The 22,757-nt window shown below is 56.7% G+C and carries 19 protein-coding genes and 1 riboswitch; of the genes, 9 read left to right on the top strand and 10 right to left on the bottom strand.

The genetic code is table 11. The features are described 5' to 3' along the window. Positions 1 to 40 precede the first annotated feature (40 nt). The 6 genes from ACRZ96_RS17665 to ACRZ96_RS17690 all read right to left on the bottom strand — a co-directional run bounded on the left by ACRZ96_RS17665 (position 41) and on the right by ACRZ96_RS17690 (position 5,541). Positions 41 to 283: a hypothetical protein gene (locus ACRZ96_RS17665; protein ID WP_170509048.1), complete on the bottom strand. Its 243-nt coding sequence runs from the start codon at positions 281 to 283 to the stop codon at positions 41 to 43. A gap of 144 nt (positions 284 to 427) precedes the next feature. After that, positions 428 to 1,666: an AGE family epimerase/isomerase gene (locus ACRZ96_RS17670; protein WP_480791141.1), complete on the bottom strand. Its 1,239-nt coding sequence runs from the start codon at positions 1,664 to 1,666 to the stop codon at positions 428 to 430. A gap of 160 nt (positions 1,667 to 1,826) precedes the next feature. Then, positions 1,827 to 2,858, bottom strand: coding sequence for a putative sulfate exporter family transporter (locus ACRZ96_RS17675; protein WP_170625725.1), 1,032 nt, complete (start codon positions 2,856 to 2,858; stop codon positions 1,827 to 1,829). Positions 2,859 to 2,927: 69 nt separating this feature from the next. Further along, positions 2,928 to 3,935 (bottom strand): phosphate acetyltransferase, encoded by a 1,008-nt coding sequence (pta, locus tag ACRZ96_RS17680; protein ID WP_170393785.1) that lies wholly within the window; start codon positions 3,933 to 3,935, stop codon positions 2,928 to 2,930. 194 nt (positions 3,936 to 4,129) lie between these two features. Continuing rightward, a complete protein-coding gene (locus ACRZ96_RS17685) occupies positions 4,130 to 4,840 on the bottom strand; it encodes an aspartate/glutamate racemase family protein (RefSeq protein ID WP_170393787.1) in 711 nt (236 codons plus the stop codon). Then, entirely contained in the window at positions 4,837 to 5,541 is a 705-nt protein-coding gene (locus ACRZ96_RS17690; protein ID WP_480814889.1) for a GntR family transcriptional regulator, read from the bottom strand. Before ACRZ96_RS17690 ends, ACRZ96_RS17685 begins: the two co-directional genes overlap by 4 nt. A gap of 111 nt (positions 5,542 to 5,652) precedes the next feature. Here ACRZ96_RS17690 and ACRZ96_RS17695 point away from each other — a divergent pair, with 111 nt between their 5' ends. After that, positions 5,653 to 7,347: a thiamine pyrophosphate-binding protein gene (locus ACRZ96_RS17695; RefSeq protein ID WP_480771734.1), complete on the top strand. Its 1,695-nt coding sequence runs from the start codon at positions 5,653 to 5,655 to the stop codon at positions 7,345 to 7,347. On the opposite strand, the gene ACRZ96_RS17700 is transcribed toward ACRZ96_RS17695, so the two are convergent. After that, the gene (locus ACRZ96_RS17700) at positions 7,308 to 8,228 is read right to left on the bottom strand and encodes a LysR family transcriptional regulator (protein WP_480705971.1); all 921 of its coding nucleotides are present in this window, start codon (positions 8,226 to 8,228) and stop codon (positions 7,308 to 7,310) included. The genes ACRZ96_RS17695 and ACRZ96_RS17700 overlap by 40 nt on opposite strands. 96 nt (positions 8,229 to 8,324) lie before the next feature. On the opposite strand from ACRZ96_RS17700, the gene ACRZ96_RS17705 reads away from it, so the two are divergent. The 6 genes from ACRZ96_RS17705 to ACRZ96_RS17730 all read left to right on the top strand — a co-directional run bounded on the left by ACRZ96_RS17705 (position 8,325) and on the right by ACRZ96_RS17730 (position 14,593). Next, on the top strand, positions 8,325 to 9,458 hold the full coding sequence (locus ACRZ96_RS17705) for an enolase C-terminal domain-like protein (protein WP_480771735.1): 1,134 nt from the start codon (positions 8,325 to 8,327) through the stop codon (positions 9,456 to 9,458). Next, positions 9,455 to 10,705: an NAD(P)/FAD-dependent oxidoreductase gene (locus tag ACRZ96_RS17710; RefSeq protein ID WP_480705975.1), complete on the top strand. Its 1,251-nt coding sequence runs from the start codon at positions 9,455 to 9,457 to the stop codon at positions 10,703 to 10,705. The genes ACRZ96_RS17705 and ACRZ96_RS17710 overlap by 4 nt, the downstream gene beginning before the upstream one ends. Before the next feature lie 52 nt (positions 10,706 to 10,757). Beyond that, complete coding sequence (locus ACRZ96_RS17715; protein WP_010441591.1) at positions 10,758 to 11,732, top strand: TRAP transporter substrate-binding protein; 975 nt, start codon at positions 10,758 to 10,760, stop codon at positions 11,730 to 11,732. A gap of 70 nt (positions 11,733 to 11,802) precedes the next feature. After that, positions 11,803 to 12,336 carry a TRAP transporter small permease subunit gene (locus ACRZ96_RS17720; RefSeq protein ID WP_170736192.1) on the top strand — a complete coding sequence of 178 codons (534 nt, stop codon included), beginning with the start codon at positions 11,803 to 11,805 and terminating at the stop codon, positions 12,334 to 12,336. Between the two features lie 4 nt (positions 12,337 to 12,340). Next, positions 12,341 to 13,654, top strand: a complete 1,314-nt coding sequence (locus ACRZ96_RS17725) for a TRAP transporter large permease subunit (RefSeq protein ID WP_170393803.1) — start codon at positions 12,341 to 12,343, stop codon at positions 13,652 to 13,654. 126 nt (positions 13,655 to 13,780) lie between these two features. Beyond that, a complete protein-coding gene (locus tag ACRZ96_RS17730; protein WP_480791142.1) occupies positions 13,781 to 14,593 on the top strand; it encodes a hypothetical protein in 813 nt (270 codons plus the stop codon). Positions 14,594 to 14,623: 30 nt separating this feature from the next. On the opposite strand, the gene ACRZ96_RS17735 is transcribed toward ACRZ96_RS17730, so the two are convergent. Further along, positions 14,624 to 15,940, bottom strand: a complete 1,317-nt coding sequence (locus tag ACRZ96_RS17735; RefSeq protein ID WP_170801565.1) for a UDP-glucose dehydrogenase family protein — start codon at positions 15,938 to 15,940, stop codon at positions 14,624 to 14,626. 581 nt (positions 15,941 to 16,521) lie between these two features. Between ACRZ96_RS17735 and ACRZ96_RS17740 the strand changes: the two genes are divergently transcribed. Further along, on the top strand, positions 16,522 to 19,524 hold the full coding sequence (locus tag ACRZ96_RS17740; RefSeq protein ID WP_480705980.1) for an ATP-binding protein: 3,003 nt from the start codon (positions 16,522 to 16,524) through the stop codon (positions 19,522 to 19,524). Here ACRZ96_RS17740 and ACRZ96_RS17745 read toward each other — a convergent pair. Next, positions 19,521 to 21,182, bottom strand: a complete 1,662-nt coding sequence (locus ACRZ96_RS17745; RefSeq protein ID WP_480814890.1) for a peroxidase family protein — start codon at positions 21,180 to 21,182, stop codon at positions 19,521 to 19,523. The genes ACRZ96_RS17740 and ACRZ96_RS17745 overlap by 4 nt on opposite strands. A gap of 18 nt (positions 21,183 to 21,200) precedes the next feature. Further along, positions 21,201 to 22,268 (bottom strand): catalase family protein, encoded by a 1,068-nt coding sequence (locus ACRZ96_RS17750; RefSeq protein ID WP_480735131.1) that lies wholly within the window; start codon positions 22,266 to 22,268, stop codon positions 21,201 to 21,203. Positions 22,269 to 22,387: 119 nt separating this feature from the next. On the opposite strand from ACRZ96_RS17750, the gene ACRZ96_RS17755 reads away from it, so the two are divergent. Continuing rightward, entirely contained in the window at positions 22,388 to 22,543 is a 156-nt protein-coding gene (locus ACRZ96_RS17755; RefSeq protein WP_480814891.1) for a hypothetical protein, read from the top strand. Beyond that, a riboswitch (cobalamin riboswitch) is annotated at positions 22,527 to 22,734 on the top strand. Its footprint overlaps the gene before it by 17 nt. The last annotated feature ends 23 nt before the right edge of the window (positions 22,735 to 22,757 follow it).

Genomic DNA, 22,757 nt, shown 5'->3' on the forward strand with positions numbered 1-22,757 from the left:
CTCCGTAATCTACTCATGTCAAAAAAATGTGCGTAATTGATTAGTAATCCAGTTCCGTCGGATCAGCGTCATTGCCGGATTGATCCGAATTATCTTCTTCCAAAGCAGGCCCGCCCTTTTTGCGAGTTTTTGAGACGCGCTCATCGCGTTCGCTCAGCATTTGCGGGGTCATGAGGCCTGACGCACTGGCCCGTTCGCTCAGGGCGGAATGGGCCGATGGTTGTGGTCTCACCTCAAGTGTGCCCTTTCGGGTCGTTCGCTTTCCACGTGCTTGATTTGCCATTCAACTCTCCTATCCGTTCGTCAAGAAACGCATCCGAACTCGCAGGTCGTCGGATGGTGTTGAATGCATTAAACATAGCAGATTTGCCCCGACTCTTCAATTGAGCCGGCTCGATGCGGGTCTCGCTCTGCTTGAATCCGCGCGCTAAAGCGGCACCATCCGCGATAAGCGCCCCGATAGCGGGAACAGGCAAGCCTGCAATGAATGATAGATATCCGGTTTGCCGTCAAAGATGGATGTCACGATGTCACCGGATTCATCCACCGCCGGGAACCAGCCGCCATGTTGGTGATCCACGAACGTTTCATTCGCAAAGGTCCAGAGTTTTCTGTACCAAATTTCATCCTCTTGCCTTTTATCCAGTGCGATCAGGGCTCCAACCGCACCAATGGCTTCAGCTACGGGCCACCAGAACCGCGACGCATTTGCGACCCGACCCCCAAAATCCAGCGTATATGCCATGCCGCCGCCGGGCAGCCACGCATCCTTGAGGGCCTGCTCAATCAATCGTCGCGATGACTCGGGCGCGCCCGAGTTTGGTCGGCCTGATAAATCCCAATGCTGCAGCTGAAGTCGCCCAAGCTCGAACGAATGGCCCGGGGTCGTGCCTGCGGGACGGAACATCGGGTCACCGGCATAGCCCCGGTCAATCTGCCAATCTGAGGTGAAATGCTCGGGCAAGCGCCAGTTTTCAGCAGGTGCGATCCGGCCGATAAAGAAATCCAGAATACGACCGGCGCGGGTAAGATAGATTTCGTCGCCTGTCGCCTCAAAAGCTGCAAGCAGTGCCTCAACTCCGTGCATATTCGCGTTCATTCCGCGATATGTGGAAAACGGAGTCCAATCGCGGTTCCACTCGTCACAGTACAACCCGGCCTCATCATCCCAGAAATGGGTGTCCAAAACATCTCGGACTTCGGTCAGCAGTTTGTCAGCTTCCGGGTGCCCTATCTGTTTTGCGCTTGAGGCAGCGAGCAGAACAAAGACATGCCCGTAGGCAAGTTTGCGATCATCCTTGATGTTGTCACCATCCAAAGCCCAAAGGTAACCGGCGTGATCCCGGTCTTTGTGGTGGCTGTTGAGGTAGGCCATACCGTGATCAATGATCCGCTCTGCGCCTTGAAATTCAATCAGATGCCCCAGAGCGTAAGAATGCACTAGGCGTGTAGTCGTGTGCAGTTCCTGCAATGTGTTTGGCAGCGGGCTGCCATCATGGTCGAGGATGAAAAATCCTGGCTCGGTCCGACAACTTGCGCTGAAAAACGCCAACTGTCGCATAGCCTGATCTTTCAACCACGTGCGGTGTTCAGATGTATCAAGCCAAAAGCCCGGTTCGGAATGCGGGCCGGGTGGCAGAGGCAAGGTGTTGTCCATATTCTTCATCTCGCTTGAGGGACCATTCGGAATCGAACGAAAAAGCGCTGCAAAGCGCCAGTCGCCAATGAACCAAACACCGCGCACGAAGGCAATCGGCAAACCCGCACCGGAATGTCAGGGGTTGCCGTTCAGCCGTCGCAGTCGGCGGAAACTCTTGGTAACTGCTTCAGGTTAATAGGTTAATCCCGGCCAGAATTACCACGGCGATGAACAACGTCTCCACTATGATGAGGGCGATTGCGGCTGCACCGACCGACAGGATCTGTTTAAGGTTTGTCTTCATCCCAACAGCTGCGATCGCAACAAGCAACAACCATCGAGAGCATTGGCTTAGAAATTCTGAAATCGCTGGCGGGATCAATCCGAATGAGGATGCCGCAGCGAGAACCAGAAATCCTAACACGAATCCCGGCAACAGCGGTGGGCGTTTCCCGTCTGCGTCCATTTCAGCAAAGCCACGAATAATCAGTGAAGCGACCAAAACCACCGGTGCCAGCATCGCCACGCGGAACAATTTGACCAGCGTCGCTGTATCTCCGGTTTGTTCCGAGATCGAAAATCCCGCGCCGACAACCTGAGCCACATCATGGATGGTGCCACCCAGAAACACACCGCCCGCAATATCGTTCATCCCTAATGAGCGAACGAGGATCGGATAGGCGATCATGGCGATGGTGGACAAAACGGTCACGCCCATGACCGTGAAAATCAGACGCTCTTCCGAGCGTTCGTCCTTGGGCAGGATTGCACTGATCGCCATTGCCGCCGATGCACCGCAAATTGCGACCGAACCGGCGGTCAGAAAGGCAAAGCGCCATTTGTGGCCAAAAAAACGAGCTACGGACAGGCCAAAACCTATGGTCAACAGCACTCCGACGATCACAAGGGCAATCAGGTCCCAGCCCAGACCCAGCATCAGGGTCATCGACACGCGCACACCCAACAAGGCCACGCCAAGGCGCAGAAGTGTGCGTGCGGCGAATCCGATCCCCTCAACGGTTTTTCCTTCTTCGCCCAGAAAGCTGACCGCAATCCCTAGAAGAAGGGCAAGCAGCATGGCCGGGGTCGCGTAATGCTCGGACAGGAACTTGGCGGCGACGGCAACGGTTACGGCAATCATGACGCCGGGAAAGAGCGTGCGAACACGCTCCTTGCTCCGCTCGGTGAGGGATAGGTCTGAGGGATCGGCGGACGCCATAACGGATGGTCCTTTGTTTGTAATGAATGGGTCGCGGGCCTGCGCGATAAAGCAGGCGGGCTGCCGAGTTTAGGGTTCGCGCGCCTGCAGGATGGTCACCGCGATGATCTGCGTCACATCTTCCGCGCTGCATCCGCGCGATAGATCATTAGCCGGTTTGGCGAGCCCCTGCAAAACCGGACCGATCGCCAGATAACCGCCCAGCCGTTGAGTCATCTTGTACCCGATATTTCCGGCATCCAGATTTGGGAAAATCTTGACGTTCGACTGACCCGCGACCGAGGATCCGGGGGACTTTCGCTCACCAATCGACGGCACGAAGGCGGCATCGAATTGCAGCTCTCCATCCACATTCAACTCTGGGTGTTTCGCCCGCAGAATTTCTGTCGCGTTGACGACTTTGTCCACCGCTGGGTGTTGGGCGCTGCCTTTTGTTGAGAAACTCAACATCGCGATCTTTGGCTCTTCCTGCAGCAATGCCCGCGCGGAAACCGCTGAAGCGGCCGCAATGTTTGCCAGTTCTTCGGATGTCGGATCGATCACCAAGCCACAATCTGAATAGAGCATGGCGCGAGCGCCCTCAGCGGCGGCCTCGGGTGGGTACATCAGGAAGAACGAGGATACCATTCCAGCATCGGGCTTCATCCCGATGACTTGGATGGCAGTTCTGACGACATCGCCCGTGGTATGGACTGCGCCGCCCACGGTCCCGGTTGCGTGGCCCAGCCGTACCAGCATCGCTGCATAGACCAGCGGAGTTTCTGCGGCCTTGCGTGCCTTGGCTTCATCGACACCTTTGTGTTTGCGCAGAGAATGATACTCGGCCGCAAAAGCGTCAGTCAGTTCCGAATGCGCAGGATCATGGATGGCAATACCATCCCCGGCAGAGCCACCTTCTGCCGCGAGCGCCGCTTTAACGTCAGCCTCAGGTCCAACGAGAATAATATTGGCCAGACCAGCCTTATGGGCGGCCAATCCTCCGGCAACAATGCGGGGATCGGTGCCTTCGCTCAGCGCTACAACTGGGCGGGTTTCCGAGGCACTGGCCGCCAACAACTCGATCGGTGTTTTCGTCATGCTTCTCGGTTCCTGAACTGTTGTTAATCGGCGTCAGAACAGGTGCCTTGAGGTTAACGATGGTCGTTTTGGCGCTGTTCCGATTTCGTTTCTTGATTGCTTGGTTCTGGTTCACCGTCAAGCTGTTGCCGATAGGTCCAGAATCGCCATCTGGCTATAGGAGGCGGCTACTCTGGACTTACGGAGTCACTCGATCAGAACCTTGGCGGTGTCAGCCCGGCCTGAAACCAGTTGATGAAAGTGACGATAGAAAACACGGGCAAACCGGTCGCTTGCTGTATGTCCGCCGCGTAAGGGCACATGTTTGTACATTCCAGTACAATTGCACCAAGGTCGGGATTGCCCGCTTGCAGCGCAAGCGCTGCTTCGACATTGTCGTCGCGGGCTTTGTCCACATCCAGCGTCAATGCGTTTTCGAGAATAGCGGTTGTGAATTCGCTGCCGCCTTCGGTGGTGCCAATTGGAGTTCCGTCGGGGACCTGTGCCTTTCGCAGGTGCTCATCCGTAAGTGTTGAGGCGGAGATGGTTAGAATGCCGGCGCGCTTTCCTGCAGGAAGGATACGGTTCACCATATCGACCTGCATCATCGACGACGTCGCGACCGGAACAGGAACCGCCTCGGCCAGTTCATCCTGAAACAGCGAAAGAAAGCCGCAATTGGTGGTGATCCCGTCTACCCCGTCTTTGACAAGTTCCCGTGCGGCATCGATGAACGCTCCAAGCATTCCTTCAGCACCTTGTCGGACCACAAGATCAGGCGAGGCGTTGCGCACGATGCGATAGAGCACGGGAAACGGCCATGTCCGAGCGTTGCCCATATCACCGGGAATACGTGGAAACTGTGCGTCCAACATCAGGATGCCGACAGATGCGCCGTATATGGATTTTCCGCCCTGCGCGATCATGACTGCGCCTCCTGAATGATGCGGGTCGAGATATCGTCCGACCCTTCCATATAGATGCTTGATATCCCATGGCGCACCGCGTCCTGCACCTGATCCATCCGTTTGTTGATATGGGTGCCCAAAGCCTGCGCGGCCTCATCAGCGTCGCGGTTCATCAAGGCCTGCATGACGCGCTTATGTTCGTCTTTTGAGCGTTGGACCCGGTCCAGACTCATGGAAATCCATCGGATATAGCGAATGCGCTCATTAATCCGCATCAGGTTTTGCAGCAATTCCATGTTCCCAGACAGCCGGGCGATGCCCAGATGAAACGCTTCATCTCGCGTGACGGCCTCTTCAACCGTAAGCCCGGTGATATCGATACCCGTCGCATAAAGTTCGTCGTGAAGCGCCTGCAGTTGTTCTGTGGTGGCCTTGGTGCACGCTGCGCGGACGGCGGCGGTTTCGATGATTTGGCGCAGCTCGAACAGGTCAAAAATGCTTTGGGCATCCAATGGGCGGCAAAAGAAACCCTGTCCCGGGCGGAAGTCGAACAAACTTTCGGCGACCAGCCGGTTCAGTGCTTCGCGCAAAGGGGTGCGGCTGACGCCCAGCTCTTTCGACAGGGCGACCTCGTTCAAACGATCGCCGGGACGCAGGCGGAATGAAACCGCCATGGCCTTCATCTGATCGTAGATATCATCAACGCGTGGACCTGCCATTGGTACTGCCTTTTGGTCGTTGCCCCACAGGTGCCACAGGCCAGTCTTGAAATCAATATACAAAACTGTATACAGGTCTGTGTGCAGATTAGATTAAGGGAGTCGCAGACCATGACAGGAACGAATTACCTGACCGGAGCCGAGGCAATGGTCCGTATGCTTGAGGCACATGGCGTGAAGCACATGTTCGGCCTATGTGGTGATACAACCTTGCCATTCTATGATGCGCTATCTCGGATGGATCACGGTATTCAGCACATTCTGACGCGGGATGAACGTCATGCGGCCTACATGGCGGATGGTTATGCAAGGGTGACAGGTAAGCCGGGTGTCTGCGAAGGCCCGTCTGGGGGCGGGGCGACCTATATTCTACCTGGCGTGGTCGAAGCCAACGAAAGCTCGGTTCCTATTCTTGCGATCACCTCGGATGTGGCGACAACCAGCCGGGGAAAGTACCCGCTGACTGAATTGGACCAACCCGCGCTGTTCAAGCCGCTGGCCAAGTGGAATGCGTCGCTGGATGACGCCACACGATTGCCGGCCATGGTTCGGGCGGCATTCCGTGCAATGACCACCGGTACACCTGGGGCCACACATCTTGCCTTGCCCTTCGACACTCAGAAAGCGCCGGTGGACGAGGCAGAGATATGGGCGGATGCAAGACATCGCAGCTATCCCGCGGAACGTGCAGGCCCCGATATGGATGCGGTCCAGGCGGCAGCTGAGTTACTTTCAAAGTCTAAATCCGCTGTAGCCGTTTGTGGCGGTGGACCCGTTCTATCAGGGGCAAGCGACGCACTGCGCCGGGTTGCGGGACTGTTGGATATGCCTGTCGCCACGACCGTGTCGGGGCAGGGCTCGATTGCCGAGACAGACCCGCTCGCGCTTGGTGTTGTCGGATCGAATGGCGGGGTGCCTGCCACCCGCGCTGTGGTAGATGCGGCGGATGTCGTTCTGTTCATCGGATGTCGCGCAGGATCCGTCACGACCGAGCGCTGGAGAAGCCCTGCGCGCGATGCCACCATCATTCATATCGACAGTGACCCGATGGTGATCGGAGCCAACTATCCGACCGAAGTCGCTATTTGTGCCGACGCGCGTCTCGCGCTGGAAGCATTGGCGGACGCATTGGCGGCACGCCAAGACCTGCCCAGGCTGGGCGGGGCGGCCAAATCAAACGCGGCATGGGCGGCCAAACTGGCTGCGTTCGCCCCGCTTGCAGCCAGCCGAGAAACGCCGATCCGGCCCGAGGCTGTCATGGATTCGCTAATGGATATCCTGGATGATGATGCGATTGTTGTCGCTGATCCCGGCACGCCATGCCCATATTTCAGCGCGCATTACCGCTGGCGGACACCGGGGCGGCATTTCATCACTAACCGGGCGCATGGGGCGTTGGGGTATTCATTGGGTGCTGCAATGGGTGCGCATTTTGGGCGGCCTTCGGTCAAAACCTTGTCGGTGATGGGTGACGGCTCATTCGGCTTTGCCTGTGGTGAGTTCGAAACCATGGTGCGGCACAACATGCCGATCACCTCAATTGTATTCTCGAACTCGGTCTTTGGCTGGATCAAGGCCGGACAGGAAGCAGGGTTTGGGCAGAGATACTACAATGTTGATTTCAACCGCACCGACCACGCCGCTGTTGCGAGCGCCTTTGGTGTGAAATCATGGACTGTCAAAGATCCCGAAGACCTGTCCAAAGTTCTGAAACAGGCTATCGAGCATGATGGCCCGACATTGGTCGACATTTACTCACAACCGCTTCACGAGGCCGCTGCACCGGTTTCGGAATGGGTGGCATAAGAGGCGATCGAAGGGGTTAGCTGAGCCAGAAAATCCTGTGCAATCGTTGATAGGGGTCGCCCTTTCGCGGTGATAATGGCCAGATCAAGCATCACAGCCGGTCGGAAGGGGCGGGTTTGATACCCGCTCTCGTCGTCAAAGGTGACAGTGAAGGGATCGATCATCGCGACCCCCATGCCCTGCTTGACGAAACTTAGCAGGTTTTCTGACAGATGGGTGTGAATCTGGGTCCGCCAGTTGCGCCCCGCTGATTGGAAGGTGTCCCGAGTTCGTCGGTGGGTTTGATGCTCTGGCCCCATCACGATGAATGGTTCGTTTTCAAGGATTTCGGGTGTGAGCACATCATAATCTGCCAAAGGGCTGGTTTCCGGAAAGGTCGCCAGCGTTTCGAACTCAAAGACCTGATAGTTCAGTGTGTCATGCAGAATGGGCATCTCGACAATGCCGATCTCAAACAGGCCAGAGATTACCCATTCTTGAATCTTCGAGGAATACTGCGACTGAAAGCTTACCGACAGGTTCGGGCGGCTTTCTGCGAAGCGAGCGATCTCACGCGGCATGAAGCCGAAGGATAGCAGATGTGGTGCGGCGATCTGCAATTGACCCGGATGCTTGTTCTGCAGATCCGTGACCGCCTGCGCCACGTGATCCAGCCCCCGAACAACCGTATCAACCTCGCGGTATAGAAGTTCAGCTTCTGGCGTAGGCAGCAACCGGCCTTTGTTGCGTTCAAACAGCGGCAAACGCGCTTCGCGCTCTAGCTGTGCCAACAGATTGCTGATCCCGGGCTGTGAAATCCCAAGCACCGAGGCCGCACCCGTGACAGTGCCGGTTTCCATGATGGCGTGAAAAGCCTGTAGCTGACGAAATCGCAGGGACATCGCTATAGTATCATTTTTCCTGATGACCTCTAGATAATATAGTATTTGAAATGATATCCCCGTCAAGGCAGGCTTTGGCCATTGGCAGAGGGTGCAATGGGCGATCTGACACAGAAAATAATCGGCTATGATCTCTGGCATCTTGAGTTGCCCGTGACGTCTCGCCGTGATCATGGCATCGGGTCCGTCGAAGGAATATGCGAAGTAGTCGTCCTACGGCTGAGATCCGAGGACGGCAATGAAGGATTTGGAGAGGCCTCTCCCTGGTCTGTCTTCACGGGCACCCCAGAGGCCACTTATGCAGCCCTTGATCGCTATTTGCGCCCTCTTGTGGTTGGAGCCAGAGTGGGTGATCGTTCAGCGATCATGGCACAGGCAGCTTATGCCGTGGCTCATTGCACCGAGGCGAAAGCTGCATTGGAAACCGCTTTGCTGGATCTTGCGGGCAGAATCAGCGGGGTTCCTGTTTGGTCTCTGCTGGGCGGGAAGTGCCGGGCAACCATTCCACTCAGTTGCTCAATTGCGAACCCGGATTTTGCTCAGGATGTTGTGCTGCTGTCACAATTGCAGGCCGATGGCGTTCGGATTGTAAAGCTCAAGACCGGGTTCAAAGATCACGCCTTCGATATCATGCGGTTGGAGTATCTCGCGCAGAACCATCCGGATTTCAGGGTTCGTGTTGATTACAATCAGGGACTCAGTATCGAGGATGCACCGGCACAGGTTCGCGATGTTGCGCAATTCGCTCCGGATTTCATTGAGCAACCTGTCCGCGCTCATCAATTCAGCATGATGGGCAAGTTGCGACAGATGATTGACGTCCCACTTCTGGCTGATGAGAGCGTCTTTGGCCCCGAAGACATGGAACGGGCAGCGCGTGACGGTATCTGTGACGGGGTTTCAGTGAAAATCATGAAATCAGGTGGCCCGACGCGAGGCCAGACTGTGGCCCGTATCGCTGCTGCACATGGTTTGACAGCCTATGGCGGTGATATGTTCGAGGCCGGATTGGCGCATCTGGCAGGCACACATATGATTGCTGCAACACCTGAGATAACGTTGGGCTGCGAGTTCTATCAAGCCTCCTACTTCCTGAAAGAAGACATTCTTGAAAGCCCCTTCCAAGTAAGCAGCGGCGAAGTTGTAGTTCCTGACGCACCCGGGCTCGGCAACAGGCCTGATGTAACCAAGCTTGAGCATTATGCAGTGGCCAAGGCGGTGGGGGCATGAGCGAGAAGAAGACCATAGCGATCATCGGCGCCGGGATCGTTGGCGTGTCTGCTGCGGTATGGCTGCAGCGGGATGGTCACGAGGTAATCCTGATCGACAAGGCCGGACCGGGAGAGGGCACCTCACATGGCAATGGGGGCGTGCTGGCGTCCTGCTCGATTGTTCCGGTGACTGTTCCAGGGCTGCTCCGGAAGGCGCCCAAAATGCTGCTAAGCCCGTCTCAGCCGTTGTTCCTGAGATGGGGGTATCTTCCAAAGCTGATCCCTTGGCTAACCCGCTATCTGAGTCATGCGAATGCATCAGATGTGGAACGCATCGCGTCAGCTTTGACGCCAATTGTTGGCGATAGCCTGAACGACCACAAAGCGTTGGCCGAGGGCACAGGCGCTGAAAAGTGGATCGTGCCGTCTGACTATCTGTTCCTGTACAAGGACCGCGCGCATTTCAATGATGATGCGTTTGGCTGGGACATTCGGCGCAGAAACGGATTCACATGGGACGAATTGGAAGGCCCGGGCTTTCACGCCTACGACCCGGTCTATAGTGAAGATATCGGTTTTGCGGCGAAACTTTCGGATCATGGCCATATCACGGATCCAGGTCGGTACGTCAAAGATCTGGCGGCGTATGTCGAGGCACATGGGGGCACAATCCTACGTGCAGCGGTCGATGACGTGGTTCAGGAAAATGGTCGCGTAACCGGTATACGGGCGGCAGGCGAAACCATCGCGTGTGATACGGCAATTGTAACTGCGGGCGTTTGGTCGGGGCCTTTGGCTAAGCTTTTGGGCATTTCTGTTCCCCTTGAAACCGAACGCGGCTATCATCTTGAATTGGTGGAGCCTTCTGCCATGCCGCGCAGTCCGGTCATGGTGGTTTCTGGCAAATTTGTCGCCACACCGATGGATGGCCGCATTCGTTTGGCGGGCATTGTGGAGTTTGGCGGACTTGATGCGCCACCCTCACGCGCGCCGTTTGAATTGATGCGCAAGAATGCCCGGGTGGCCTTCCCGGGTTTGACATGGAAGGAGGAAGTGGAATGGATGGGGCACCGCCCAGCACCAACCGACTCGATCCCGATTATCGGTGAGGCTCCGGGGATCAGCGGTGCGTATATGGGCTTTGGGCACCATCACATTGGCCTGACAGGCGGGCCGAAAACGGGGCGACTTCTGGCCCAGATGATTGCGGGCAGAACACCGAACACTGACATGAGCGTCTACGCGCCCTCACGTTTCGCAACATAGAAATGACTGGCGAAGAACGCCGGCGTCTCAAAACTCAACAGGGAGAAACATGATGAAAAAACTGACAAGCCTTCTGGCGGCAACCGCTCTGACAGCCGCCGCGGCCGCACCTGCAATGGCTGAGAAATGGGACATGCCGATGGCCTATTCGGCATCAAACTTCCACTCGGCCACGGGCGCGGAGTTCGCCAAATGTGTCACCACAGGAACCGGTGGTGAGATTGAGATTGTCACGCACCCTTCCGGCTCGCTGTTCAAAGGTGCCGACATCAAGCGTGCGATCCAGACCGGGCAAGCCCCGATTGGTGAGCGTCTGCTGTCTGGGCACCAGAACGAAAACGCGCTGTTCGGCTTTGATTCCATCCCGTTCCTGGCCACGTCATTCGATGATAGCGCCAAGCTTTGGGATGCCGCCAAACCTTCGATTGAAAAGCTGTTGGCTGAACAGAACCTGACCCTGCTTTATGCAGTGCCGTGGCCTCCGCAAGGGCTTTATTTCAAGAACGAAGTGAACTCGGTTGCGGATATGGAGGGGATCAAGTTCCGCTCCTATAACAACGCCACCTCACGCCTGGCCGAACTGACTGGTATGCTGCCCGTCACCATCGAGGCGGCTGAGATCAGCCAGGCCTTTGCCACCGGAGTAGCGGATTCCATGGTGTCGTCCGGGTCGACCGGCTATGACCGGAAGGTCTGGGAAAGTCTGAACTACTTCTATGAAGTGGATGCCTGGCTGCCGCGCAACTACGTGATGGTCAACTCAGACGTCTGGGCCGGTGTCTCGGATGCGAACAAGAACGTCATCAAAGGCTGTGCGGAACTGGCCGAGTATGCAGGTAACTGGCGTGCCAAGGAATATACCGGCTTTACGCTTCAGGGTCTGCGCGATGGCGGCATGACAGTTGGTCCTGCATCCGAACAGATGACGAATGAGCTTAAAGAAATCGGTGTCACCATGACCAACGAATGGCTTGAGGCCGCCGGTGACGAAGGCAAAGCCATCGTCGACGCGTTTAACTCTCAATAATCGTTCGAATGCGGGCGGCAGTTCATCCTGCCGCCTGCTCCCAATCCACAAAAAGCACAGCGGGGACAGCATGGCGGCAATGCGAGGGCTCAGGTCCGTACTGGATTTCATTTATCTGGCAGCAGGGGTTCTGGCGGCGCTCAGCCTGATTGCCATTCTGGTGCTCATTGTGGTGCAAATGCTGGCCCGTTGGACCGGCGAAGTTTTTCCCGGCGCGCCGGACTATGCTGGATACGCGATGGCCGCTGCGTCTTTTCTGGCCTTCGCCAACGCCCTGAACCGAGGCAGCCATATTAGAGTCTCCATTCTCCTGAATGCGGTTCCCGATGGCTTTCGCAGAATTCTGGAAATCTGGTGCTTTGCGATTGGTTCGGCGGTCATGTGGTATTTCTGCTGGTATGCCTATCGCTTTGTGTACTGGAGCTGGAAGTTCAACGATATCAGCCAGGGGCAAGATAAAACCTCCCTTTGGATACCGCAATCTACCATGCTGATCGGAGCGGTCATTCTGGCCATCGCGCTGACCGATCACCTGTTCCATGTCCTGTTCAAGGGTGATCACCGCATCACCCGTGATCTGGCCGATCAGAGCCACGGAGAGTAAGAGCATGGAAAATATATCCGTTATTATCCTCTTCCTCTTTGTCCTTTTCACCTTGCTGGGCACCGGTGTCTGGGTCGGGCTGGCCCTGATGGGCGTCGCCTGGGTCGGGATGGAGCTGTTCACGACGCGCCCGGTGGGTGATGTGATGATCACGACGATCTGGTCGGCTTCGTCATCCTGGACGCTGACCGCCTTGCCGATGTTCATTTGGATGGGCGAGATCCTCTACCGAACGCGATTGTCCGAAGACATGTTCAAAGGCCTGTCGCCGTGGATGGCACCTTTGCCCGGCGGGCTGGTCCACACGAATATCGTAGGCTGTACGGTGTTTGCCGCGGTATCGGGGTCATCTGCCGCGACGTTGACCACGGTTGGCAAGATGTCGATCCCGGAACTGCGAAAGCGCAACTATCCCGAACGCATGGTCATCGGCACGCTGACCGGCGCGGCAACACTTGGACTAATGATCCCACCGTCGCTAACGTTGATCGTGTACGGCGTTACGATCAACGAGTCCATCACCAAGCTGTTCTTTGCAGGCATCCTACCCGGTCTTGTGCTGGCTGCCATGTTCATGGGCTATGTCGCCATCTATTCCAAAGTTGGCAAAGACTGGAACCCCAACGACGAGAGCAAGTTGACCTTTTCCGAAAAGGTTAAGAACTCTCGCTTTCTGTTGCCAGTGATCCTGCTGATCATGGTGGTAATCGGATCGATGTATCTGGGTTATGCTACGGCGACCGAGGCGGCGGCTTTCGGTGTGATTGGCGGACTGCTACTGGCAGCAGGGCAGGGATCGTTGAACTGGAAGACCTTCACTGAAAGTTTGATGGGCGCGACCCGCACCAGCGCCATGATTGCCCTGATCCTTGCAGGCGCTGCGTTCCTGTCACTATCGATGGGCTTTACCGGCCTGCCGAGGGGGCTTGCGGATTTGATCGCGGGGTGGGAACTGACCCGGTTCGAACTGCTCATGGTTCTGCTGGTTTTCTACGTCATTCTGGGCTGCTTCCTTGATGGGATTTCTTCGGTTGTGCTGACTATGGCTGTTGTCGAGCCTATGATCCGGGACGCCGGGATCGATCTGATCTGGTTCGGGATCTTCATCGTGGTCGTTGTCGAGATGGCGCAGATCACACCGCCCATCGGTTTCAACCTGTTCGTGATGCAGGGCATGACCAATCATGAAATGAGCTATATCGCCCGCGCTGCGATCCCGATGTTCCTGATCATGGTGCTGATGGTGTTCGTTCTGATCTGGTTCCCCGAGTTGGCGACGTGGCTGCCCGAAAACCTGCGTCAAAGCCCCGGTGGGTAGACGCCGTTGAACCCGCTTCACCTCGCGGCGCGTCACGGCCCATATGTGTTAGTATCGGGCCTTGCCGCAGGCCTTCTGCTGCCGGGGCTGGCCGCACCGATGCGGCCTCTCTTACCGCCCTTGGTCATGCTCCTGCTGTTTTTGACGCTGCTGCGAATGCAGCCGGGGGCCATTGTGGGTTCGCTGGTTGACCTGCGAAAAGTTGCGGGAACGATTGCCGCCTTTCAATTGGTTTTGCCGTTGTCTGTCGTTGGGATTGGAATTGCCTGCGGATGGACCGGTTCGCCAGTTTTTTTGGCATTGCTTGTCATGGCTGCAGCCCCATCAATATCCGGCAGCCCCAATATGTGTCTGATGATGGGCTATTCTGCGGAACCGGCGATGCGACTGGTCGTGGTTGGAACGGCTGTTTTGCCGCTGACCGCGTTGCCGATCTTTTGGCTGATGCCGGAACTGGGTGATCTCAGGGCGGTCCTGATGACCGCGCTTCGGCTCTTTTTTACCATCACAATAGCGATTCTCGCGGCTGTCATATTGCGCCGCACGGTGCTGCGCCAACCTTCAAAGTCTACGCTTTTGAACGTAGAAGGTGCGGCAACGATTACTCTGTCCGTTTTCGTTGTTGGCCTGATGCCATCATTGAGCGCAACCGCACTTGTGGACCCGCGTGTCGCGCTGTTCTGGATCGCGTTTGCCTGTCTGATCAACTTTGGGGCTCAGGTTGTCTCATTCCAATTCACACGAACTCGAATGCCCGGTGCCGAGGCTACGGCTGTGTCTCTGATCGCCGGAAACCGGAACATCGCGATATTCTTCGTGGCACTGCCACCTGAAGTGACCGCGCCGATCATGGTGTTCATCGGGGCCTATCAGATACCGATGTACCTGACGCCGCTGATCATGCGCCGACTGTATCAGACGGCTGCCACAACCAGTTGATTTGGGCGAGAGGCATTGGCGGTGCCAGCCCTAACGCTGATCCCCAACCCCGACGCCGACATAGGTCTCAAATCCCGATCCCAGAACCATCGTGGACGAGTAGATATTACGCAAGTCGACCATGCGGGGGGATCTCATAGTCTCTGCCAGCTCGCTCAGGTTCAGGGCGCGGAACTCGTTCCATTCTGTCAGCAAGACAACAACGTCCGCATCTTTGGCCGCGGCGTAGGGATCATCCATCCACTTGACGCCAGGAAGCAGCGCCTCCCCCTCGGCACGGCCTTGCGGATCGACAACGCGGACCTGGGCACCGCCACCGATCAGGGCGGGAACGATAGTCAGGGAAGGTGCGTCGCGCATATCATCGGTGTTGGGCTTGAAAGTCACACCCAGAACCGCCACGGTCTTGCCATTGAAGCTGTCATCGCAGGCATCCCGGATCTTCTCGATCATCCGCTTCTTGACCTCATCGTTTACACGAATGACGGTTTCGGTGATCTGCATCGGGTGGGCAAAATCCTGTCCGATCCGGGCAAGTGCAGCGGTGTCTTTCGGAAAACACGAGCCGCCATAGCCAGGGCCTGCGTGCAGAAACTTGTTGCCGATCCGCCCATCCAGACCAATACCGCGCGCCACCTCTTTGACATCGCCGCCTGCCCGCTCGCAAAGACCGGCGATTTCATTGATGAACGTGATTTTGGTCGCCAGGAATGCGTTCGCCGCGTATTTGATCATCTCGGCGCTTTCTAGATCAGTGGTCAGGATCGGAAAGTCACGCAGATAAAGCGGGCGGTAAATCTCGGCCATGACATCCGCCGCTCGTTCGTTTTCGATCCCTACGACAACACGGTCTGGGCGCATAAAATCATCAATTGCGGCGCCTTCGCGCAGGAATTCGGGGTTCGATGCGACGTCGAATTCCGCCTTCGGATTTGCACCCGAGACAACTTCATGAACCTTGCGGTTGGTGCCAACCGGGACAGTCGATTTGGTTACGATAACCGTATAGCCGGTGATGGCCTGAGCGATTTCTTCGGCGGCGGCCATCACATAAGTCAGATCAGCGTGCCCATCCCCGCGTCTCGTAGGTGTGCCTACCGCGATGAACACCGCGTCCGCGCCGTCGACCGCAGCGGCCAGGTCGGTGGTAAAGGTCAGGCGGCCAGCTGCCACGTTCTTGGCCATGAGCACATCAAGGCCCGGCTCGTAAATCGGCACCTCTCCATCCTGAAGCATCTTGATCTTGCGATCGGATTTATCGACGCAAATTACATCATGGCCAAAGTCCGAAAAGCAAACCCCGGACACCAAACCAACATATCCGGTGCCAATCATCGCAATGCGCATTTATCGAATTCCTTCTTTTGGGTTTCGCCAATGGCGCATTTCCTGGTCTCTTTCAACCGCTGAACTAAGAGCTTTTGGGGCTCGATAATTACAACCGCCTAGGCATTGCCGGCTTGCTTTCGACAACAGCTCGGCACTTCTGAGGTGTTGCGGGCGATAGGGCAAAATCATCAGACTGTCTCTTGGCGACCGAATATGCTTGTTGTGGTGAATTGTTCAAGTGCTGTTCGTGGCTTGCGTTGAACTGGCTATCTGGTCTCGGCGAAGAACGGCGTGTTGCGATCAAGATTCGTTGCCAGATCGGATTTCCTACGATGGCATTCGTTCGACCGCTGGCGCGCATTCTCAATCCTACATGTAATATCAGGCACTTCTTCGCTTCAGCAGGCGTTGGGCATAGCCAGAATGCGAAGCTTCATATAGTCTCACAATCAGTTTTCGTGGTGTCGAGCGGCGGCGCGTGCAATCTGTTAATTATTTTAAGGCTTCGCGATGGGGGGCATGTTCTCGTTTTTGGGTTCCGGGAAAGGCGTTGGCCCTGCATCTCCACGCCGCATGAGCGCCGGTCGCGGAGCGCGCTGATGGTGCTGCACCCCACCGGCCCGGAAACTGATCTTGGCGCGATGGAGCACCGCCATCTGACTGTCATGATGGTGGATCTTGTCGAGTCCACGGTATTGGCTCAAATGCTTGAGCCCGAAGACTTGCTGTCTACGACATTACGTTATCATAAACTGGTCGAACAAATTGCCGATGAGTTCGGGGGCAGGGTGCTGCAGATCGTGGGCGACGGTATCCTCGTCGCCTTTGGTTGGCCTGCTGCGTCTGAAAATAATGCCGAGCGCGCTCTACGCGCGGCGCTGCGCATCCATACTGATCTGCCCGCAATGGCGGGTCCGCTCGATCTCAGGTGCCGGATTGGGATCGCATCCGGCGTAGTTCTTGTCGGGGACATCGCGCTTGGGACCAATATTCAGCCGGACGCGATTTTTGGATCGACGCTAAATCTTGCCGCACGTCTTCAGTCGTTGGCGACCCCCGGTGGAACAATGGTTTCTGCGGCAACACGAGCGCTTGGGGCCGAACAAATGGAGTTCGAGCCGCAAGGCGTTCAGAACCTCGCGGGGTTCGACCGGCCTGTTCCAGTTTATCGATTGACCGGTGAAGGCAAGGATCAGGCACGCCGCCATAACCGCACCCCGTTGCTTGGCCGCAAAGCCGAACGCGGACAACTCCGCCGCGCGTGGAAAGATGTGGAAGCCGGAAGAGGGCGGGTGATTCACATATTGGGTGAGGCAGGGATTGGCAAATCGCACCTGATCCGTGATCTGCGTTCATCGGTCGGGCCGCAGGCATGGGTGACCTATCACTGCAGCCCGTTCCATGTCAGCACACCGTTCTTTCCCTTCATATCACAGGTCGAACGGTGGTGCGGCATCCACAATCAGGACGATATTGCCGCGCGTCGCAACCGGTTGTCAGAACATCTGAGCGATATTCTGGACGACGCGCAACTTCGCACGCTGTATTTCATTCTTGCCCCGGGCCCTGGCGACAGCGGGACGACCAGTGAGGACGAACTGCGCGCGCAACTGAGTGACATATTCATCCGCGTCTACCAAAAACTCAGCCGAGAGGGGCCGGTGCTTGTCGTGGTTGAGGATATGCAATGGGTCGACCCATCGACCCTTTCGGTGCTGCGCGACGTGGCCGAGCATCTGACATCACTTCCCGTCCTGATGTTGATGGTTTCGCGGATGCCGGCGCCATCAGCGATCAAAGAGAGCATACCGTCTCTTGAGCAATTGTCGCTTCCACCGCTCGATGATGCGACATCGTCAGAACTGGCCAAGGCGGCCTCGGGTGAGCGCCTTGACGACCGCACCACGGCGCAGATTTTGGCGCGGGGCAATGGCGTGCCCCTTTTCATCAAGGAGTGCTCTGCCGCCATCGCTGCGTCGCCTGAACGTATCGTGGACAACATTCCCGCCACCTTGCATGACCTCCTGGCGCAACAGGTTGACGAGGTCGGAGAACTCCGACGTGCCGCGATCGAGGCCGCTGTTATTGGTGGTGCCTTTGGGGCGCCTTTGCTGGCTCAGATCAGTGAACTGACTGAAGACGAGTCCGAAGACGCGATCTTTGGGCTCGCCGCCACGGGTATTTTGCAACATCTGCCCGGCGCGAATGACGACGCAGAAATGATCTGGCGGTTCCGCCATGAATTGGTGCGTGAGGCGGCATATCAAAGCCTTGTGCGGGACCGTCGCATTCATTTGCATCGACGCACGGCAGAAGCCCTTGCCGCCCAACCGGAAGCCGCCCGACAGCCTGAACAAATAGCGCGGCACTGGGAACTGGCCGGTGAAACAACGAAGGCGGTGGCCGCCTGGTCGGAGGCCGCGCGGCTGAACCTGAGGCGGCACGCAAATCGCGAAGGGGCTCAGCATGCCCGAAACGGATTGCGGCTGTTGGACGAGTTGCCCGCAGACCAACGCGATAAAGCTGAATTGAACTTGCAATTCCTTCTGGCCGCTGCCGAGCGCGTGCATGTCGGTTATGGTGCCAAGCCCGCAATCGATGCCTTTGGGCGCAGTTTTGAACTGGCTGAAAAGCTGGGCGACAGGCGTACTCTTGTGCGCGCGGGCAGGGGTCTGTTTACCGCTGCAATGGTCAAAGGTGATTACCAGAACGCCGAGCAATGGGGGCAAGCGATCATCGATGCGTATGACGATCACCACACCCGAATGGTTGGAAACTACATCTGTGGGGCCGCGCTATCCCCGCGCGGTCGGTTTCAGGATGCGGCAGCAGCTCTGGAACAAGCGGCGTCTCATGCGGATGCGCATTGCGCCGAAGCTGGAAACAGCCCCGATATTGCAGCCGTGATACAAATCGAGAGTATGAGCGCGCTGGTCGACAGCTTTCAGGGCAAAACTGAGGTGGCACTCGCCAAAGCCAAGCGGGCAGTTGACGCCGCGATGGCGTCGGGCCAGCCCTTGATCATTGCAAATGCAATGCATTGGTTGACCGAAATCCACATGCAGATGGACCACCCGGATTATGCGCGCATGGCCAAGGCGCTGAGCGCGGCTGTTCAGGACAAGGGCGGCCCTTATTACCAAGCTGTTGCGACGGCCCATCTTGCCGGGGCTGCCATCAGAACCGGCGAGGCCACAGAGGGCGTGGCCATGCTGCAGGCCGCTTGGGGAAGGATGCACGCAACGGGTGCCGAGGCGGCTGGCGTGCTCGTCAACGCCGAGCTCGCACGGGGCTATCTTGCTCTGGGTGAGATTCAGAAAGGGTTGGATGCGGTGGAGGCTGGTCTGACATGTGCAGAAAACACTGACGAGCGGAACTATGAGGCTGAAATCCACCGGATAAAGGCGGCTCTTCTACTGGAACAAGGTAGTCCGTTCGGCGCGGCTGAGGCGGCTTTGCGTGAAGCTATAGCCGTGGCAAATGATCAGGGCGCGGCGCTGTATGAATTGCGCGCGCTGAGTGATCTTGCCTGCATCCGGCCAGCCGATACGGAAATTGCCGCGCGGATTACTGAGCTGGAAGAGAGCGCGGTCGCGCCTTAGGTCCCGCCGGGACGTCGACCTAAAGTGCAGTCTTCGGGTTGCAGGTCCAAGCCAACAAAACGCGCCACCTGCGAGAATGACGAAGTTTTCTTCAGCAACTGAAAACCTTTCTCTGAAAAAGTCTCAGCCGAGTACAAATTTTTGGATACCATCGGGTTGTTCATAAGCTGCGTGATCGCGTCATACGCCACCATCGATGTCATCAGATCGCCCATGATCACATCGCCCTTGTGCTGTTCCGCAAAGAGACCAGGGAACAACTCGACCCTATTGACGTCGCAATAGAGCCGGCTCAGGTCGGCAATCAATTCTTCCGCAAACGGCTGATCACCAATCATCTCAGTAAAGCTTGAATGCGGTTTGCGGCAGAAATGATGACGATAAGTGTTCAGCGACGGAAGACGCGCCTTACGCGTCAGGGCAATTGTAGCTTCGACAGGGGCAGGAGCACCGGGCGCAGGCCTTTGGAACAGGAAATCGGGCGTGTTGCGCAGCGACATGCGGGCCGCAGGTTGGCGCGACAATGATCGGATCATTTCCGCCAAGCCTGTTTGTTCGACCAGTCGTGGATTGAATCTGAACCCCTCCGGGCCAACCTGTGCGCCGTCGATTATGAATCGCTCGGGGATCATCGAATGCCAGCGGTAGAGCAAATTGAACTCAATCGCGATCTGGTTGGAATGATGCCACGGTTGCCAGCGATTGACGCCAACGGGTAGTTTGAAAGGCATATTGGCGATGTGGGCGATGTAGTCCTCAAGCACAAGCTTGATCAGCAATGCGATCAAGGTGCAGCGTGTAGTCTGGAACACACGCTCTTTATCCCAGCCTGATATGCCGCGCTTTTCGCGCCACAACAGATCGGCAAAGGTGTTATGGGCGCGCAACATCAGTGTATTGATCGTGATATAGCCTATCGTACCATTGCCATTATCGAGCCCGGTTGCATGAAAATCGAGCAGTAGCTGGTCGATTGCGTGATCGCTGAGACCCGGATGCGCCCGTTTCACCGCATTCCACAGCTTGCAGGGATCGTGCAACGGCTTTCCGCAATTCTCGCCAGTGGCGAGACTGCCATCAAAAGGGGGTGCTAGCTTAACACCACCGGATTGGTTTTTTTGAAACAGCTTCGGAGCCCACATCTCGCCCTGTGTATCCAGACGAAAGGCCAGCCGGTGGGTTAGTTCATTGGTATCGGGATCGCGTTCGCGCAGCATGTCGGTCTGAAAATCGTTCAGCCCGTAGATTTGGCACAGATCGACTTCGTGGTTCGAATCCGTCTGATCAACCGGTCCTTTCGCCCCAAAGGTGCGAAGGAAACTGTCGGTAAACCATTGTGCGGCCGAGATAAACAATAGTGTCGATCCTTGCGGGCACATCAAGGTAAGCGGGCTGCCATCCACTTGTGTCCGTCGGTGAAAGAGATCAGCAACTTCGCTTTCCGACGGCAGGACGGGTGAGAGGTCTTCTGGCGTTGTATGCCGACCGATCCAGCGATGGGAAAACACGCCGGGCCATGTCGTGTAGTCTGCGCCCATCGTATAGGGCCGCGGTCGGTGGATCTTCGCGGCGTTTGCAAGCCTGATCGCGGCCAAATAACTCGTAACGGGTGGGGAGATCTTGAATCCGAGTTTGATCAGATCATCAACGTCCAGCATCAATACATCTCCGTTTGGTCATCGATTCGGGAACCGGGCGCGGGCCAGGCTCAGATAGGTTCTGAGCCGGATCGCATTAATCGGTCCTAAAGGTTCGTGATCTGCCGTGACACGCCAGGGCGAGAAGCTCATCGCGTCGCCATTCTGCGGATCAAATTCTGCACCTTTGGGAATCGTGATATCCGCCACGGGCGTGACGGTATGATGGTACGGATCAAGAGGTGCATCTGGTTGCGGATCGCATGCCCACCGGATGCGATTGTCTAGCACATCGAATTCGTCGGCCGGGCGCGGGGGCTCAATCACACACAGCTCGAAGTGATTATCTCCATCGGCCACGTCTTGCCGCAAACACTGCCCGATCCCATCTGGGTCGTCTACCGGATGTGCCGGAATTTTTGGTTTAGCGCTGCGGGCCAGGTATCGGACTGTTAGATCGGGGCCCAGCCGATACGGTGTTGTCGACCAGAAATGGACCTCAAAAGGCGAGTGCATATAGTTCGAGGCAAAATCACTCGCGACGCGAAACTGACGCTTGCCTTCACGAGTGAGGAAGGCGCGAAATCCTGCGCGCAGCCCTTTGGTGATCAACCTAAGGCTCCATTTTCGTCGCCCTTTGATCGCGTGCTGGACCGCTTGTAATGTGGCGACAAGCCTGCCCAATCGCTCATATTCATCGGGGACGTAGCTGGGAAACACATCCTGATCGACCAATACGAAATCGAACTCGTCGCTGAGTTGTGTGGTCCCCAGATGCGCAAGTGCCTCGGCGTCGATCAGCTTGGGGCCTGGCACGTCAAAAAGCTTGATCGCCATCCCGTGGGCATCCGATTTCCGGTCATCCAGATGCGCGCCGTTGGAAAAGCGAAGTGCGGCTGAATAGGCTGCGGGCTGTTCAAACAGGCCGTGACGGAACTGTTCTGGTAGATCGTTTCTGACGGTGAATATTGCAGCCACGCACCCGTGACTGCGCCCATGCTGAGCCCTTAAGCGATGGCCTTTCCACCGTGCAACGGCCTCGAGATTGTGGTCAATGACATCATCAACAATATCCGGCGGCAATGCGTTTTGCGAAACATGTGTCAAAGAACCGTCTCCTTGGATAAACCCAGGCAATGATCAAACAGGGGTAAGGTGCTGACAAAGCTAAACCTCTAAATTTGTTCAGCTTACCTCAGATTGTCTAATTTCCAAACACACCAACTATGGACAGCCGTGGCCAGACAAATTCGGCGCGCAGCCCAAGCTATTCGGTTGGTGCTTCGGACACGTGGTTGGCGGAGCTCGATCCTCGACCAGAGTTGGGTGCCTTCGACTTTATCATTGACGTGTCCGGTGTTCTCGGGCACTCAATCGATTGATGGTTCCCGGTGGTGTTGCCGCGGGATGAAAAGGGAATACGGTGAGGCTTGCCAAAAGGTGCCAATTCCGTAACTGCCCCCGCAACTGTAAGCGGTGAGCAAGGCCAAACAGCCACTGGTCCACAGGATCGGGAAGGTTGGCCGAGCGCGGACCCGCAAGTCAGGAGACCTGCCATCAGATGTTTAACCAACCCGGGGCGGGGCGTCCTGGAAG

The sequence above is a fragment of the Ruegeria sp. CF1 genome, from assembly GCF_056537445.1.